The organism is Formosa haliotis, assembly GCF_001685485.1.
GTDB classification, from domain to species: domain Bacteria; phylum Bacteroidota; class Bacteroidia; order Flavobacteriales; family Flavobacteriaceae; genus Formosa; species Formosa haliotis.
Genome location: NZ_BDEL01000001.1, coordinates 2550105 through 2566371 on the forward strand (window position 1 = coordinate 2550105; position 16267 = coordinate 2566371).

The 16267-nt window shown below is 33.9% G+C and carries 12 protein-coding genes and 3 pseudogenes; 3 read left to right on the forward strand and 12 right to left on the reverse strand.

The genetic code is table 11. The annotated features are described in order from the left end of the window. The first annotated feature begins 22 nt into the window (after window positions 1–22). A pseudogene (locus A9D35_RS10515) lies at window positions 23–630 on the forward strand (superoxide dismutase). Window positions 631–1183: 553 nt separating this feature from the next. Here A9D35_RS10515 and accC read toward each other — a convergent pair. The 6 genes and pseudogenes from accC to pdxA all read right to left on the reverse strand — a co-directional run bounded on the left by accC (window position 1184) and on the right by pdxA (window position 6188). Next, on the reverse strand, window positions 1184–2539 hold the full coding sequence (gene accC, locus A9D35_RS10520) for an acetyl-CoA carboxylase biotin carboxylase subunit (protein ID WP_066222690.1): 1356 nt from the start codon (window positions 2537–2539) through the stop codon (window positions 1184–1186). A gap of 74 nt (window positions 2540–2613) precedes the next feature. Then, complete coding sequence (gene accB, locus A9D35_RS10525; RefSeq protein ID WP_066222693.1) at window positions 2614–3105, reverse strand: acetyl-CoA carboxylase biotin carboxyl carrier protein; 492 nt, start codon at window positions 3103–3105, stop codon at window positions 2614–2616. A gap of 37 nt (window positions 3106–3142) precedes the next feature. After that, window positions 3143–4137: pseudogene (locus tag A9D35_RS10530) on the reverse strand (beta-ketoacyl-ACP synthase III). 178 nt (window positions 4138–4315) lie between these two features. Continuing rightward, on the reverse strand, window positions 4316–4519 hold the full coding sequence (rpmF, locus tag A9D35_RS10535; RefSeq protein WP_007647175.1) for a 50S ribosomal protein L32: 204 nt from the start codon (window positions 4517–4519) through the stop codon (window positions 4316–4318). Window positions 4520–4526: 7 nt separating this feature from the next. Next, a complete protein-coding gene (locus A9D35_RS10540; RefSeq protein WP_066222696.1) occupies window positions 4527–5069 on the reverse strand; it encodes a YceD family protein in 543 nt (180 codons plus the stop codon). Window positions 5070–5165: 96 nt separating this feature from the next. Beyond that, window positions 5166–6188 carry a 4-hydroxythreonine-4-phosphate dehydrogenase PdxA gene (pdxA, locus tag A9D35_RS10545; RefSeq protein ID WP_066222699.1) on the reverse strand — a complete coding sequence of 341 codons (1023 nt, stop codon included), beginning with the start codon at window positions 6186–6188 and terminating at the stop codon, window positions 5166–5168. Between the two features lie 65 nt (window positions 6189–6253). On the opposite strand from pdxA, the gene A9D35_RS10550 reads away from it, so the two are divergent. Continuing rightward, window positions 6254–6847 (forward strand): riboflavin synthase, encoded by a 594-nt coding sequence (locus tag A9D35_RS10550; protein ID WP_066222702.1) that lies wholly within the window; start codon window positions 6254–6256, stop codon window positions 6845–6847. A gap of 3 nt (window positions 6848–6850) precedes the next feature. On the opposite strand, the gene A9D35_RS10555 is transcribed toward A9D35_RS10550, so the two are convergent. Continuing rightward, the gene (locus A9D35_RS10555; RefSeq protein WP_066222705.1) at window positions 6851–7057 is read right to left on the reverse strand and encodes a PID-CTERM protein-sorting domain-containing protein; all 207 of its coding nucleotides are present in this window, start codon (window positions 7055–7057) and stop codon (window positions 6851–6853) included. A 530-nt stretch (window positions 7058–7587) separates the two neighbouring features. On the opposite strand from A9D35_RS10555, the gene A9D35_RS10560 reads away from it, so the two are divergent. Next, a complete protein-coding gene (locus tag A9D35_RS10560; RefSeq protein ID WP_066222707.1) occupies window positions 7588–8619 on the forward strand; it encodes a LacI family DNA-binding transcriptional regulator in 1032 nt (343 codons plus the stop codon). A gap of 24 nt (window positions 8620–8643) precedes the next feature. Here A9D35_RS10560 and xylE read toward each other — a convergent pair whose 3' ends face one another. The 5 genes and pseudogenes from xylE to atpG form a co-directional block, all read right to left on the reverse strand. Continuing rightward, on the reverse strand, window positions 8644–10062 hold the full coding sequence (gene xylE, locus A9D35_RS10565) for a D-xylose transporter XylE (protein ID WP_066222709.1): 1419 nt from the start codon (window positions 10060–10062) through the stop codon (window positions 8644–8646). Window positions 10063–10283: 221 nt separating this feature from the next. After that, the gene (gene xylA, locus A9D35_RS10570) at window positions 10284–11609 is read right to left on the reverse strand and encodes a xylose isomerase (protein ID WP_066222711.1); all 1326 of its coding nucleotides are present in this window, start codon (window positions 11607–11609) and stop codon (window positions 10284–10286) included. A 3-nt stretch (window positions 11610–11612) separates the two neighbouring features. Next, the gene (locus A9D35_RS10575; RefSeq protein ID WP_066222714.1) at window positions 11613–13097 is read right to left on the reverse strand and encodes a xylulokinase; all 1485 of its coding nucleotides are present in this window, start codon (window positions 13095–13097) and stop codon (window positions 11613–11615) included. 446 nt (window positions 13098–13543) lie between these two features. Continuing rightward, window positions 13544–14989, reverse strand: coding sequence for a glycosyltransferase family 2 protein (locus tag A9D35_RS10580; RefSeq protein ID WP_066222717.1), 1446 nt, complete (start codon window positions 14987–14989; stop codon window positions 13544–13546). A 397-nt stretch (window positions 14990–15386) separates the two neighbouring features. Then, window positions 15387–16246 (reverse strand): annotated as a pseudogene (atpG, locus tag A9D35_RS10585) (ATP synthase F1 subunit gamma). Window positions 16247–16267 lie beyond the last annotated feature (21 nt).

The window sequence follows — 16267 nt, forward strand, 5'->3', positions numbered from 1 at the left end:
AATCATAAAAACATATACAATTATGGCTTTCGAATTACCGAAATTACAATATGCTTACGATGCATTAGAACCAAATATCGATGCTCGTACAATGGAAATACACCACACGAAACATCACCAAGGATATACAAACAACTTAAATAACGCAATTGCTGGCACAGACTTAGAAGGAAAATCTATTGAAGATATTCTTACTGGTTTAGACATGAGTAATGGCGCTGTTAGAAATAATGGCGGTGGCTTTTACAACCACTCATTATTTTGGGAAGTAATGAATCCAGAAGGAAAAGGTGTTTTATCTGGCGACTTAAAAGCTGCAATAGAAAATGCTTTTGGATCTTTTGATGCTTTTAAAGATGCTTTTAGTAAAGCAGCTGCAACACAATTTGGTTCGGGATGGGCTTGGTTATGTGTAAACAAAGGCGGAAAAGTTTCTGTTTGCTCTACTCCAAACCAAGACAACCCTTTAATGCCAGGTGTTGAATGCGACGGAACTCCAATTTTAGGATTAGATGTTTGGGAACATGCTTATTATTTAAACTACCAAAACAGAAGACCAGATTATATTAATGCATTTTTAATGTTATAAACTGGAACGAAGTTGAGCGTCGTTATGCTGCGGCAAAATAAGACACTGAACAAATAAAAAGAGGGACTGTATTTAAAAATACAGTCCCTCTTTTTTTGTAATCCTATTTTAAATATAAAAAGGTGAACCGTTAAGTTCACCTTTTTGCCCCAAATCTACCATGAACTTAACCTACTTATGTTATGGTGAGACAAATATATATTGCAAAGCTATGTAGAAAAAAGAAAATTAGTCGAACTACACATAAATTAGTCTAACGGAATAAAACTAGGTTTATAAGACTATTTTTTTATAGTCATAAAAATGATACAATTAATTCTAAATCGCTATAAACCAATTCTGTTTCGTAAATTAAATGAAGTAAAACATTAATATTTCCTAGGTATAAATACCTGGTTTTTTAAATATTAACTCTTTTAATGAGTTGACTTTGTGTTAAGGATAGTAGCGGCATCCTTTTATATTTTGAAAAATATAAAAGATATAGCGGATAGCCTGACTTTTGCTTTTTTTGAAAGCAAAAGTAACACCCAAAAAATCATGGGAAAACAGTTCAAAAAAAAACTCCGAAATACGATTCGGAGTTTTGTTGTTTTAATCTTCTTTAGGAAGTTGTTCCATTACGAAATCTTCCATAAATTTTGTAGTATATTTTCCTGCGACATAATCTGGATGATCCATTAATTGTCTATGGAATGGAATTGTTGTTTTTACACCTTCGATAACGAATTCGTCTAAAGCACGTTTCATTTTACTGATGGCTTCTTCTCGTGTTTGCGCTGTTGTAATTAACTTGGCAATCATAGAATCGTAGTTTGGCGGAATGCTATATCCTGCATACACATGTGTATCTAACCTAACTCCATGACCTCCCGGAGCATGTAACGTTTTAATGCGACCTGGTGAAGGACGGAATCCGTTATACGGATCTTCGGCGTTAATACGACATTCTATAGAATGTAAGTTTGGCGTATAATTTTTACCAGAAATTGGCACACCGGCTGCCACTAAAATTTGTTCGCGAATTAAATCGAAATCGATAACTTGCTCTGTAATAGGGTGCTCTACTTGAATACGAGTATTCATTTCCATAAAGTAGAAATTACGGTGTTTATCGACCAAAAATTCTATTGTTCCAGCACCTTCATATTTAATAAATTCTGCAGCACGAACAGCAGATTTACCCATTTCGTCACGCAATTTCTTTGTCATGAACGGCGAAGGTACTTCTTCTGTTAATTTTTGGTGACGACGTTGGATAGAACAATCGCGCTCTGATAAATGACAAGCTTTTCCTGTAGAATCTCCAACAATTTGAATTTCGATATGTCTTGGTTCTTCTATAAGTTTCTCCATGTACATACCGTCGTTTCCAAAGGCTGCTTTAGCTTCTTGACGTGCAGAATCCCACCCGTCTTTAAGATCTTCTTCTTTCCAGATGGCGCGCATTCCTTTTCCACCTCCACCAGCTGTTGCTTTAAGCATAACAGGATATCCGGTTTCTAAAGCTACTCTTTTACAAGCTTCAAAATCTTCTATAATACCATCGCTTCCCGGTACACAAGGTACGCCGGCAGCTTTCATGGTTGCTTTTGCAGTTGCCTTATCTCCCATTTTAGAAATCATATCGGCAGATGCCCCAATGAATTTGATATCGTGCTCCTCGCAAATTTTAGAAAACTTAGCGTTTTCTGACAAGAATCCGTATCCTGGGTGAATAGCATCTGCATTGGTAATTTCTGCAGCTGCAATAATATTAGACATTTTTAAATAGGAATCTGTACTAGGCGGAGGCCCAATACAAACCGCTTCGTCTGCAAATTTTACATGCAAACTCTCGGCATCGGCTGTAGAATATACTGCAACCGTTTTAATTCCCATTTCTTTACAGGTTCTAATAACACGTAGTGCTATTTCTCCTCTATTGGCTATTAGTATTTTTTTAAACATAACGTATCTAATTTAAAAATCTCAAATTCCAAATGCCAAGCGTGTTGGGATTTGATTTGGAATTTTAAAATTTGTTACGATGGATCTACCAAAAATAACGGTTGATCGAATTCTACTGGTGAAGCATCATCTACTAATATTTTAACGATTTTACCAGAAACTTCTGATTCAATTTCGTTAAAAAGTTTCATTGCTTCTATAATACAAAGTACATCTCCTTCGCTTATAGTTTGACCTACCTCTACAAATAGTGGTTTATCTGGAGAAGGTTTTCTATATAAGGTTCCAATAATAGGAGACTTAATTGTTATATATTTTGAATCGGTTTCTGTTACCGTCTGGGCAGCAACCGGTTCTGGAGTATTAACCACAGGTTGTTGTTGTGCAACAGGTGCTTGTGCTACAGGAGCACTTACTGGAATTTGTTGTACATATGTTGTAGTTTCTCCTTTGTCGTCACCACCTGTTTTAATGGTAATCTTTACATCGTCTGTTTCTAATTTAACCTCGCTAGCTCCAGATTTAGCTACGAATTTGATTAAATTTTGAATGTCTTTTAAATCCATAATCAATTAGATTTTAAAATAAGTTATTAGTTGTCAATTAGGAATTGTAAGCCCAAGTTAAATAAGTTGATCCCCATGTGAATCCCCCCCAAAGGCAGCAAATATTAGGTTATCACCTTTTTTAAATTTTGATTCGAAATCACTTAAAAGTAACGGTAAAGTGGCAGATGTTGTATTGCCATAACGGTGTATATTTTTAAGTACTTTAGAATCGTCTAAATTCATTCTTTTAGCTGTAGCATCTATAATACGCATATTCGCTTGATGCGGAATAAGCCATGACACATCGTCGTGATTAAGATGATTACGCTTCATTATTTTTTCGGCAACATCGGCCATGTTAGATACTGCAAACTTAAATACAGTTCTACCATCTTGGTGCACGAAATGTTGTTTATTTTTTACGGTATCTTCACTTGGAGGTAATAGTGATCCACCAGCTTCAATTTTTAAGAAATCGCGACCAGAACCATCGCTTCTTAAGTATTCATCTTGAAGTCCGTAACCTTCTTCATTAGGTTCGAACAATGCAGCTCCTGCACCATCTCCAAAAATAATACATGTAGTTCTATCGGTATAATCTATGATAGATGACATTTTATCTGCCCCTATTACTAAAACCTTTTTATATCGGCCTGCTTCTATATAAGCTGCGGCAGTAGACATACCGTATAAAAAACTAGAACATGCTGCTTGCAAATCGTAAGCAAATGCGTTTGTTGCTCCTATTTCTGTAGCTACGTAAACAGCTGTAGAAGCTACTAATAAGTCTGGAGTTGCAGTTGCAACTACTATTAAATCGATTTCTTTAGGATCGACACCCGATTTATCTAAAAGGTTTTGTGCAGCTTTAATAGCAAGAAAAGAAGTTCCTTTTCCTTCTTCTTTTAAAACGCGACGTTCTTTAATACCTGTACGTGTAGTAATCCACTCGTCATTGGTATCTACCATAGTTTCTAAAACCTTGTTACTTAAAACAAAGTCAGGAACATATCCTCCCACTGCTGTGATAGCCGCTGTTATTTTACTCATAACGTATTAATTATTGAACCAAAACTGTAATATTTTGACCTAAAACATCAATTTTACGGCCAAATTACTTAATTTTTAGTTTAATTAGATGCAAATTAAGTTGTTTTTGACTTATAGAAAACTATATGACAAAAAAAACGCTCACAATGGAGCGTTTTTTTGTATGCATGCATAATAATTATGCTAAATTTTCTTCTACTTCTGAGTTGTCGATTAATACCTGACCTCTGTAGTATAATTTACCTTCGTGCCAATGAGCTCTATGATATAGGTGAGCTTCTCCTGTTGTTGGACACGTAGCAATTTGTGGCGCAGTTGCTTTATAGTGTGTTCTTCTTTTATCTCTTCTTGTTTTCGAGATTTTTCTTTTAGGATGTGCCATTTTCTATTTATTTATTATCCGTTAATAGTTTCTTTAATGTATTCCAACGAGGGTCTGATTCCTCTTGGTCTTTTTTTTCTTCCTTTATTTTAGGACTTAATTCGTCAAGCTTATCGAGTATTTCTGATTTTAACGTTCCATCTTCAACTCCTGGATGAACGCGTTTTGTAGGAACTGCTAACACAACTAATTCATAAATATACTGTTGTATATTTATTTCGTACTCCCCATGAGGAATTACGAGTAAATCAATTTCATCATCGTTATACTCATCGCCAAAATTCACCACCAAATCAAATTCATTTTGAATAGGCTGATCATAGGGCTCGTTTGTAACATCGCAAAAGACGTTTACAGTGCCTTCAATTTCAAAATGTAACTCTAGTAATGTGGTCTTTTTTTCTAAAAGTACATCTACATGTATGTTAGCATCATTGAAATCTTCATACCCAAAATGTTTAAAGAACTCCTGTCCAATTTGATACTCGAATTGATGCTTTCCTAATTTTAATCCAATAAATTGAATTGTAAATTCTTTCAACAACTTCATTTTCATATCTAATTTGAGCCTGCAAATATATAAAATTTTATCTTAGGCAAGCTTACTTATAAACATTTTTTGTTTATATCTTTTTTTTATGATATATTATACTCTTTTTACAAGCGTTTCGTACTCCAAACGGTGTTTAAAAATTTGAATACCAGCAAATAAAGCCTCTTTAAAAGAGGTTTCGTTAGCGATACCTTTACCTGCTATTTCAAAAGCCGTGCCGTGATCTGGAGAAGTCCGTACTTTATTTAAACCTGCCGTGTAATTAACACCTTCTCCAAACGAAAGCGTTTTAAACGGAATTAAACCTTGGTCGTGATAGGATGCAATTACAGCATCAAAGTTTTTATAATTGTTAGACCCAAAAAAACTATCGGCAGCATAGGGTCCGAACACCAATTTACCACTCTCTTTTATTTTGTGCAACGTTGGCCTTAACACATCGTCATCTTCTGACCCAATAACACCATTATCACCCGTATGCGGATTTATACCTAAAACAGCTATTTTTGGTTTAGAAATTTGAAAATCTTTTTGAAGAGATTTATATACTGTTTGTATCTTTTCCTCAATTAATTCTGGAGTTATATATTTAGAAACTTCGCTAACAGGAACGTGGTCGGTTAACAATCCCACTTTTAAAGAATCGGTAATCATAAACATTAAACTTTCTCCTTCTAATTGCTGTGCCAAATAATCGGTATGACCTGGAAATTTAAAGGTTTCAGATTGTATATTATGTTTATTGATAGGAGCTGTAACCAATACATCGATACTTCCTTCTTTTAGCGCTTCTGTTGCCGCTACTAAAGACTTAATAGCGTATTCCCCTATTTTAAAATCTTCCTTTCCGAAGTTTATAGACACATTCTCTTTCCAAACATTCATCACATTAACTTTCCCAATAATGGTTTGGTTAATATGATTGATCCCATTAAAGTTTATATCCATTTTAAAATGCGTCTTAAAAAAGGACATCACTTTAACCGAGGCGAAAATCACTGGTGTACAGAATTCTAAAATTCTAGCATCTTGAAACGTCTTTAACACAATTTCACCACCAATACCGTTCAAGTCTCCAATTGATATTCCAACTATTATATTTTCTTCTTTCTTCATTAAACTTGATAACTATTTTGTTTGTAATTTTACCATTACAAATTTAACCAAATAAATGAATTAATATGTTTACAGGAATAATAGAAAATTTAGGTCGTGTTACTAATCTTAAATCAGATCAAGATAATCTTCATGTAACCATAGAAAGCAGTTTAGCACCCGAACTTAAAATAGATCAAAGTGTTGCTCACAACGGCGTGTGTTTAACAGTGGTTCATATAAAAGAGAATACCTATACGGTTACGGCGATTCAAGAAACTTTAAATAAAACAAATTTAGCTTCGTTACAACTTGGTGACATAGTCAATTTAGAACGTGCCATGCTTTTAGGAGACCGTTTAGACGGTCATATTGTACAAGGTCATGTAGACCAAACTGCAACTTGTATTGATATTAAAGAAACAGCTGGGAGTTGGTTATTTACATTTGAATATAATAAAGACCTTAACAACATTACTATAGAAAAGGGCTCGATAACGGTAAACGGCACGAGTTTAACTGTGGTAAACTCTAAACGCAGTCAGTTTAGTGTAGCCATTATACCTTACACCTACGAACACACAAACTTTAAATACTTTAAAATTGGTGATGCCGTAAATTTAGAATTTGATGTATTAGGGAAATACGTTAAACGTTTAATGGAATTCGATATAAAATAAAACCTATTTTCTAATCGATTTTTTAATACCGTAATAGGCACCAGCAGCAATTAAAAAGGTTAACCCTCCATCAATAGGCAGGCCTGGTGGAGGAGTCCCTTCAACAGTACTAGGTACTGGAGGTCCATTATCCTTTCCAACTTGAGCAAAACAAACTGCACTTGAAGATACAAGTATAAAGACTACAATTAATTTGGTTATTTTTCGCATTGGTTTATATAATGGTTAAAAACATTAACCATAAAATGGTTTACTCAATATTTCTTAGTTTTACTAATCTAATTGATTTTAGCGCCGTAAATTTAATACAAATCTAATTACAACTACAACTTTTTGGTCAACAAATAATTAAACCAAAATAGACTTCATTTAAAAAGCTTGTAAATAAAAAGGTTGTCTACTTAAAGAAATACCATTTACATGTTGCAAAAATTGCAAATATTATTCAATTATATGTTTTTATTTCTCATTTTTTTTATTCGACCAACAAATAATATCGACAATACTAATTTTAAGCATTTTTTTTATCATAAATTAAAATTATATTCAAAAAATACGCATTATTACTTATCCTAAATAATACAATCAATTTCGATTAAGTTTGAAATATGCCAAATCAAAAGACTTCCTTAATAATCTGGAATATTTCAAAAGAATCGATAATGAGGTCTAATTTTAAAAAATAGATTACATTTATATAGCTTTTTCCAACATTAATAACATCACTTACTCTTTTAAGCATGAAGCCTCGTACGACATTAAAACAGATAGCTAAGGTATTTAATGTGTCTATTGCAACCGTTTCAAAAGCACTAAAAGATAGTCACGAGATTAGTCCTGCAACAAAAACAAAAATTCAAGATTACGCTAAAGCTCATAATTACAGACCAAATAGTATTGCTCTAAGTTTACTTCATAAAAAAACTAAAACCATAGGAGTTATTATGCCTTCTATTTTAAATCGGTTTTTCGTAAAAACTTTTAGCGGTATAGAACAAGTAGCAAATGAAAAAGGATACAATGTTTTAGCTATTGTTTCGCACGGAAATTTAGAAAAAGAAATGGCTTCGATACATATGCTTGAGAATGGTTTAATTGATGGTTTATTAATTTCTCTAAGTGAAGAAACCGAGACCAAACAGTATTTTAAACATATTGAAGATTTTATTAATAATGCGGGACCTGTGGTAATGTTCGATCGTATTTCAGATACCATTACAACAGATAAGGTTATTGTAGACGATTTTAATTGTGCTTACAAAGCCACAGAGCATTTAATAAAAACAGGATGCAAACATATTTCTGTCGTCTCTACTTTAGATAATACTCTTGGGATTATTAAATTACGTGTTGATGGCTATTTAAAAGCATTACAAGATTATAACATTCCCGTAAACCCGAAACTTATTAACTTAATAAAGAAAAGTTACGATTTTGAAACCGAGATAAAAACGATGTTAGATTATCAAGACGTGGATGCCATAATTGGTTTAGAGGAATTCTCTGCGGTAGAATCTATGGTTATTGCTCAAGAACGCGGATATACAATACCAGATGATATTTCTATAATTAGTTTTACAAATAGCGATTTTTTTAAATACACGAATCCTAGTATTACATGCATTAATCAGCATAGTGTATTTATGGGAAAAACTGCAGCCGAAATTCTTTTTTCTAGAATAGAAAATCAGAAAACTACAGAACAAGATTTCATAACCAAAACCATTAAAACCACACTTATTGAACGCGGAAGTACAAAACCCTTACCTTAAAACAAGAATAAGGGTTATTGTGTTTTATTTTTTTGTCCATAAATCATTCATCTCCTCAAGGGTTTTTCCTTTTGTTTCCGGAACATACTTCCACACAAATAACATGGCCAAAATGGACATAATACCATACACCCAGTAGGCAAAACCATGATTAAATTGCTCCGTTAGGTAAGAATTATCATCCATCATAGGAAAAGTTAGCGACACCAAATAATTCGAAATCCATTGAGCAGCAACTGCTACAGCCATAGCTTTCCCTCTAATTTTATTTGGAAAAATCTCTGAAAGCAATACCCAAACAACCGGCCCCCAACTCATGGCAAAACTAGCCACATAAAGCATCATACATCCTAAAGCCAAATACCCTGTAGCTCCAGAGAAAAACACAAAACCAAGCGCTAACATAGCAATAGCCATACCTAAGGCTCCGATCATCATAAGTGGTTTTCTACCGTATTTATCTACTGTTTTCACCGCAATTATAGTAAATAAGAAGTTTACTATACCTACAATAATAGTTAGTAAAAGGGCACCATCGGTATTCGGATCTATCGATTTAAAGATCTCTGGAGCATAATATAATACCACATTAATACCTACAAATTGCTGAAATACAGACAAGGTAATACCTATGATAATAATTCCCCACCCGTACGATAATAGTTTTCCAGAAGACTCCTCCATAGTACCTTCAATTTCAACTAATATTTTACGTGCCTCTGCTTCACCATTAACTTTTGTAAGCACTTCTAAAGCCTCTTTTGGTTTATTCTTCAACATTAAAGAACGTGGTGTATCTGGCACAAAAAACAATAATCCTAAAAATAGGCCAGCAGGAATAACTTCAGAAGCAAACATCCAACGCCAACCTACTTCATTTAGCCAAGCATCAGACCCACCACTTCTCGAAATAAAATAATTTACAAAATATACCACCATAAAACCTCCTACAATAGCTAATTGATTTAGAGAAACCAATTTACCTCTACTTTTAGCCGGTGCAATTTCGGCAATATATAATGGCGATAACATGGAAGCTAAACCGACACCTATTCCACCCAGAATTCTGTAAAAGATAAATATTGTTGAAAACGTATGATCCAATTCTCCAATAGGCTTTATAAACATTTCTGGCATCGCAGAACCTAAAGCAGAAATTAAGAATAGTACCGCCGCTAGAATTAGTCCTTTTTTTCTACCTAGTTTTTTGCTTATTAGCCCTCCAAAAACACCACCAATAACACAACCAATTAAAGCACTAGAAACAAGAAAGCCTTTAAAAGCACTTGCCGCAGTTTCACTCAACCCTTTTGGGGTGACAAAGAAACTCTCTAAAGAACCTACAGTTCCAGATATTACACCAGTGTCGTACCCAAACAAAAGCCCCCCTAAGGTAGCTACAAGAGTTAGTTTAATAAGATATTTTGAGTTTACTGTTTCCATTTAAGTTAGTTTAGTTATTTGAAAATTGAATTGATATATAAAATAAACGTATTTATTGAACTCTTGTTAAACCAAGAACGCTAGAAAATTGGTTTAAAGTTTTCTAACCTTGGTTTACCTCGTAGTCATTAAAGGCAAGACATACGTTTACTGATATGCATTAAAAGTACCGATTTGAAAACAATTATGTCTACAAACCGATACTTAAAATGTAGTTAATTCTAAATATATTGGTTAATTATATTTTCGAACAATTCTTGTTTACCACTTTGTAATTTTAACTCGCCATTTTCTTGAGCTATTTTGTACAGATCTTGAAGATTTAACTTTCCTGCTTCAAAGTCTTTCCCTTTTCCAGAATCGAAACTACTATAACGTTCTGTTCTTAATTTATCGTAAGCAGAAGATGAGATAATTTTATCGGCTGTTATCAAGGCTCTAGCAAATGTATCTGCACCACCTATATGTGCATGGAAAACATCCTCCAAATCGGTAGAATTTCTTCTAATTTTAGCATCAAAATTCACACCGCCACCTTGTAAACCACCAGCTTTTAGGAACACCAACATGGCTTCTGTCGTCTCTTGAATGTTATTTGGGAATTGATCTGTATCCCATCCGTTTTGGTAATCGCCTCGGTTTGCATCTAAACTTCCTAGCATACCCGCTTTTGCTGCAACTGCAATTTCATGCTGAAACGTATGCTGTGCTAAAGTAGCATGATTCACTTCAATATTTATTTTAAAATCTTTATCTAATCCGTATTCTTTTAAGAAACCAATAGCTGTAGCCGAATCAAAATCATATTGATGTTTCATAGGCTCCATAGGCTTAGGCTCGATAAAGAAATTTCCTTTAAACCCTTGTGCTCTAGCATAATCTCTAGCCATGCCTAGAAATTGTCCCATATGGTCTAATTCACGGCCCATATCGGTATTAAGTAAGGACATATAACCTTCACGACCTCCCCAAAACACATAGTTTTCACCATTTAAGGCGATGGTAGCATCTAAAGCTAATTTTATTTGTCCGCCGGCTCTTGCTAAAACATTAAAATCTGGGTTGGTTGATGCCCCATTCATATAACGTGGATTCGAGAAACAGTTGGCAGTACCCCAAAGCAATTTGACTCCAGAAGCCGCTTGTTTTTCTTTTAAATAATCTGTTATCGTAGCTAATCGGCTTTCCAATTCACCAAACGAAGATCCTTCTCTCACTAAATCTATATCGTGAAAACAGTAGTAATCGAAGCCCATTTTGGTAATGAATTCGAATGCAGCGTCGGCTTTTTGTTTTGCGGCCTCTATAGCATCTGAGGGTTCATCCCAAGGAAAATTTAAAGTTCCTGGACCAAATGGGTCTCCACCTATTCCGCAGAATGTATGCCAATACGAAATGGCAAATTTAAAATGCTCTCGCATGGTTTTTCCTGCTACAACTTGGTCTGGATTGTAATATTTAAAAGCTAAGGGATTATCTGATTCTTTACCTTCAAATTTAATATCTCCTATCCCTTTGTAATACTCTTTATTTCCTAATGTTGCCATAATTTATTTGTGTTTTAATATCATTTCTAATTCGTTTTTCCAAGCGTTGTAAGCCGCTTTATATGCCGATTTATCATCTAATGGTTTGTAGGTCATTACATGATCGTTATTGGTAATATTCGCGCCAAATTTTTCAAAATCACCATCGGTTAAACCTGCAGCTCTAGCCGCTCCAACTGCTCCAGTAGTATTGTAAATTTCTATGTCATGATCGATTAATGTTGCCACGGTAGTTGCAAAAATTTCTGATCGAAATAAATTATCGTTTCCAGCTCGTATCACCTTAATGTCTCCAATATCTTTTTTCAAAATATCCATCCCATATACAAAAGAAAAGGCGATTCCTTCTAAACCTGCTCTATATAAATGAGCATTGTTATGTGTGTTTAAATTGAGATTTAAAATATGGGTTCCAACGTTCTTATTTTCTAACATACGCTCGGCACCATTTCCGAAAGGAATAATTACAACACCATTACTACCTACTTCAATCTTAGAGGCTTTAGCGTTCATTTTATCATAAGACTCATTTCCACAATTATTACGTAACCATCGATATTGAATTCCAGCGCCATTAATATTTAAAAGGGTTCCTATAACGGGTTGTTTTTCGGTATAATTAACATGGGCAAAATGATTTACTTTTGAAATTTCTTGTGGCTGTAAATTCTTTGAAACCGCATAAACCACCCCAGAGGTACCACCAGTTGCAGCTACTTCTCCTGGGTTAAAAATATTAAGTGACAAGGCATTGTTTGGCTGATCGCCAGAACGATAAGTTACCTGCGCCCCTACCGGAAGACCCGTTTCTTTAGACGCTTGTTCATGTACTACGCCTTGATTTGTGAAATTTTCAACAATTTCGGGCACCAAATTTTTATCGATACCATAATACTCTAATAAATTATTAGCAACAGTATCATTTTTATAATCCCATAAAATTCCTTCGGAAAGACCGTTTTTGGTGGTCGCCATTTTCCCTGTCAACTTATACGCTATAAAATCGCCTGGCAACATAAATTTATAGGTGTTTTTATAAATTTCTGGTTCATTATCGATCACCCATTTTAATTTTGAAGCTGTAAAATTCCCTGGTGCATTTAACATATAAGTACCACAGGCCTCTTTTCCTAAATCTTGTAATGCTTGTCTACCAATTTCTACAGCGCGGCTGTCGCACCAAATAATAGAATTTCGCAAGGCATTTCCATCTTTATCCACAATAACGAGACCATGCATCTGATAAGAAATTCCAATACTTGAAATATCTGTTGGATTAATTTCAGCTTCCACCGTAACCCGTTTTATTGCAATGCAAAGGTGGGTCCACCATGCGTTTGGATCTTGCTCTGCCCAATCGGGATGTAGTGCAATTATTTCCATTTCGTTTGGAGGTTCGTGAAGTGATATTATTTTTTTACCTGTCTCGGCATCAACCAAAGCGACTTTAACCGAAGAACTTCCTAAATCAATTCCTAAATGATACATTTCTATTGAAGTATATTTAAATTACGTAAGCTATTCTTTACTAAACAAACCAAGGCTAATTTACATTTAAAGGCTATTAAAAATCTTCTACTAATTTATTAATACTTAACCTACAGTTTTGTTTGATTGTGAAATTAGGAATTTTTAACCTAAATACTAAACATTATTCAAAAATGAGTTTACAGAAGCCACGAACTAAAACCACTAACAAAGGAATACATTTTCTTATAAAATGTTGGAAACTTCAACACTATTAAGCCTTTACGATAATGCACCTAAAAAGAAGAGTAATACATAAAAAGTTACTTAAAGGTTTAAGTAACTTTTTTTAAAATATGAACCAATACTATACAAAACTAAAAAACCTCTTAGAACAAACGCTCTAAGAGGTTATAGTACAATTCAATACTAGCTATTAATTGAATTTACTTAATGAAAACTATATGCTATTTATCTACTGCTAATTCTCTTGTTAACCACCCGCTTTTACCTGCTGTTGCAATGGCATATGGAGTTATCCAGAACAAACCAAATGTATATAAGATACTGTAGGTATATGCCCAAATAGATTCTGATGATTTATATCGATTCGCGTAAAATAAAACTGGGAAACTTGAAAATATTAAGATGCTTAATAATGTAGAACTCACAAATAATATTGGATGAACAATAACGAAATACATCATGAATAATATTAATGGATAGCTCATTACAATTTTAAGTGACTGACTTAAGAATAATAATCTTGATCCTATTTTAGATCCTTCTCTAAAATCTGTAAAGACATATTTAGACATTTCGATATTCTCACGAACGTTACTTCTACTCCATCTAATAAACATTTTGTATAATCCTTTATAATCTTCAGGAACATTTGTATAAGCTGTAGCATTTCTTTGAAAAACAACGTGCTTACCTTGCTTTAAAATCATATTTGTTAAGGCACGATCTTCACCAATATCTGATGGTTTACCCATGAACTTTTGATTAATCCATTCTGGAAGACATTTAAAAACGGCTTCTTTACTATATGCTGCTAATGCTCCAGGAGTACAAAGTACAGACTCTAAACTACTTTCTGCAGAACGCATAAACTCGAAACTTAAAACAAAACTTACATCTAACATTTTAGGAAGTATAGCTTTTGCTTTGTTTAACACACGAATGTTTCCGGCAACAGCGCCTACTTGTTTATTTACAACAAACGGACTAACAAGGTTTCTTAATGTATCCTCGTCTACAATAGAATCACTATCCACAGTAACAAAAATATCTCCTGTCCCGATGTTAAATCCACGGTATAACGCGTGACGTTTACCCATGTTTTTTGGTTGCTTAAAAATAGTAACACGTTCACCTAAATCATTTTTGGCTTCTTGCATCCAACTCCAAGTATCATCTTTACTACCATCATCAATGGCAAGTAATTGAATTTTTTCTTCTGGATAATCACTTTTAGCTAAACTCATTAACGTGTCGTAAACTTGTTTACCTTCGTTATAAGCTGGAACAATTACTGTAGTTGTTGGTAATAACTCATCGCTTACAGATTCTATTGGCTTGTAAAGTAAATATAAATATAAGGTATAAGCGAACATCCCTGTACTAAACGCAAATAAAGTTGCTGCTAACACAAAAAATGCAAAGCCTAATGTTGTATTTAAACGCTCAAAGTTAAATGCTGCAAATTCTGGTTGTAATACATATACCAAATAAGCCGCACCTAGCATTAAAATAAAGGTACTTACTAGTACAATTTTACTCCATGGATTGGTATTATTTTTAGTTTTTTCTTTAGTCAGAAAAGTTGACTGATTAAAACTATTATCGGTCGTACTTCGTGACTGAATTGAAGTTTTAATATTAGTTGAATTAAGTGTTGACGTTTTCATATTGTATACTCCTAAATTAAGTTTCTCTTTTCTTAGCACCGACTACTAATCGGTCTGCTTCTATACTTACGCAAGAGACGTGCCAAGAGAACAAACCCGGTGTTTACAGCTGTTTTACCCGAATTGGCTATAAAAAAGCGTATACTTTTTACACACTTACCTAAAGTGTGTATACTAATTATACACTATACAACTACACACTTTTACACACAAAAAAGAAAGATGTAAACGTTTAGCTTATTTTTTATAGAATATAGGAACAACAATAGAATTAACGGGTGGCGTGTTTCGTGAAAAAGAAAAAAGCCCTCCAGAGTTTGGAGGGCTTTTCGGTAAATGACATTAATGTCTAGATACGTATATCTATCTATTATTTTTAATCTGTTAAGCTAAGGTTCTAATTATTTAAAGCCTCTGCACCACCTACAATTTCTAAAATCTCGTTAGTAATTGCAGCCTGACGTGCTTTATTATAAGTTAATTTTAACTGATCTCTAAGTTCTGTTGCGTTATCTGTTGCCTTGTGCATCGCTGTCATACGCGCACCGTGTTCGCTGGCAAATGAATCTCTAACACCTTTAAACAATTGATTTTTTAAAGACTTCGGAATTAATTGTTCTATGATTTCTAATTTTGATGGCTCAAAAATATAATCTACATTAACATCTTCCTCTACTTCAATAGGTTCAATTGGTAAAAACTGCTCGACAGTTACAATTTGTGTAGCCGCGTTTTTAAATTGGTTGTAAACCACATCGATCTTATCGAATTCACCATCGATAAATCTTTGCATTAAACCTTCTGCAATTTCGGCAACATTTTTAAAAGTCAATTCGTCGTAAACATCACTTCTATTTTCTTCAACTTTACTGGTTTTCTTATAGGCGTCGTATCCTTTTTACCAATAGCTAAATAATGTACTTCTTTCCCTGCATACTTGTTTGCAGTTAAATTATTTACCTCTTTAATGATATTAGAATTGAATGCACCACATAAACCTCTGTTAGATGTAACTACCACGATTAGTACTTTATTTACTTCGCGTTGTTCTGAAAACTTGTTAGTAATATCAGAATCTATAGTTGCACTTAAATTTTGTAAAAGTTCTGTAAGTTTATCTGAATAGGGACGCATTTCAGTAATAGCATCTTGAGCCTTTTTTAACTTTGCAGCCGATACCATTTTCATGGCACTGGTAATCTGCATCGTTGAAGACACTGAAACTATTCTGTTACGTATTTCTTTTAAATTTGCCATTTTAGTGTTAGAATAAAGTAT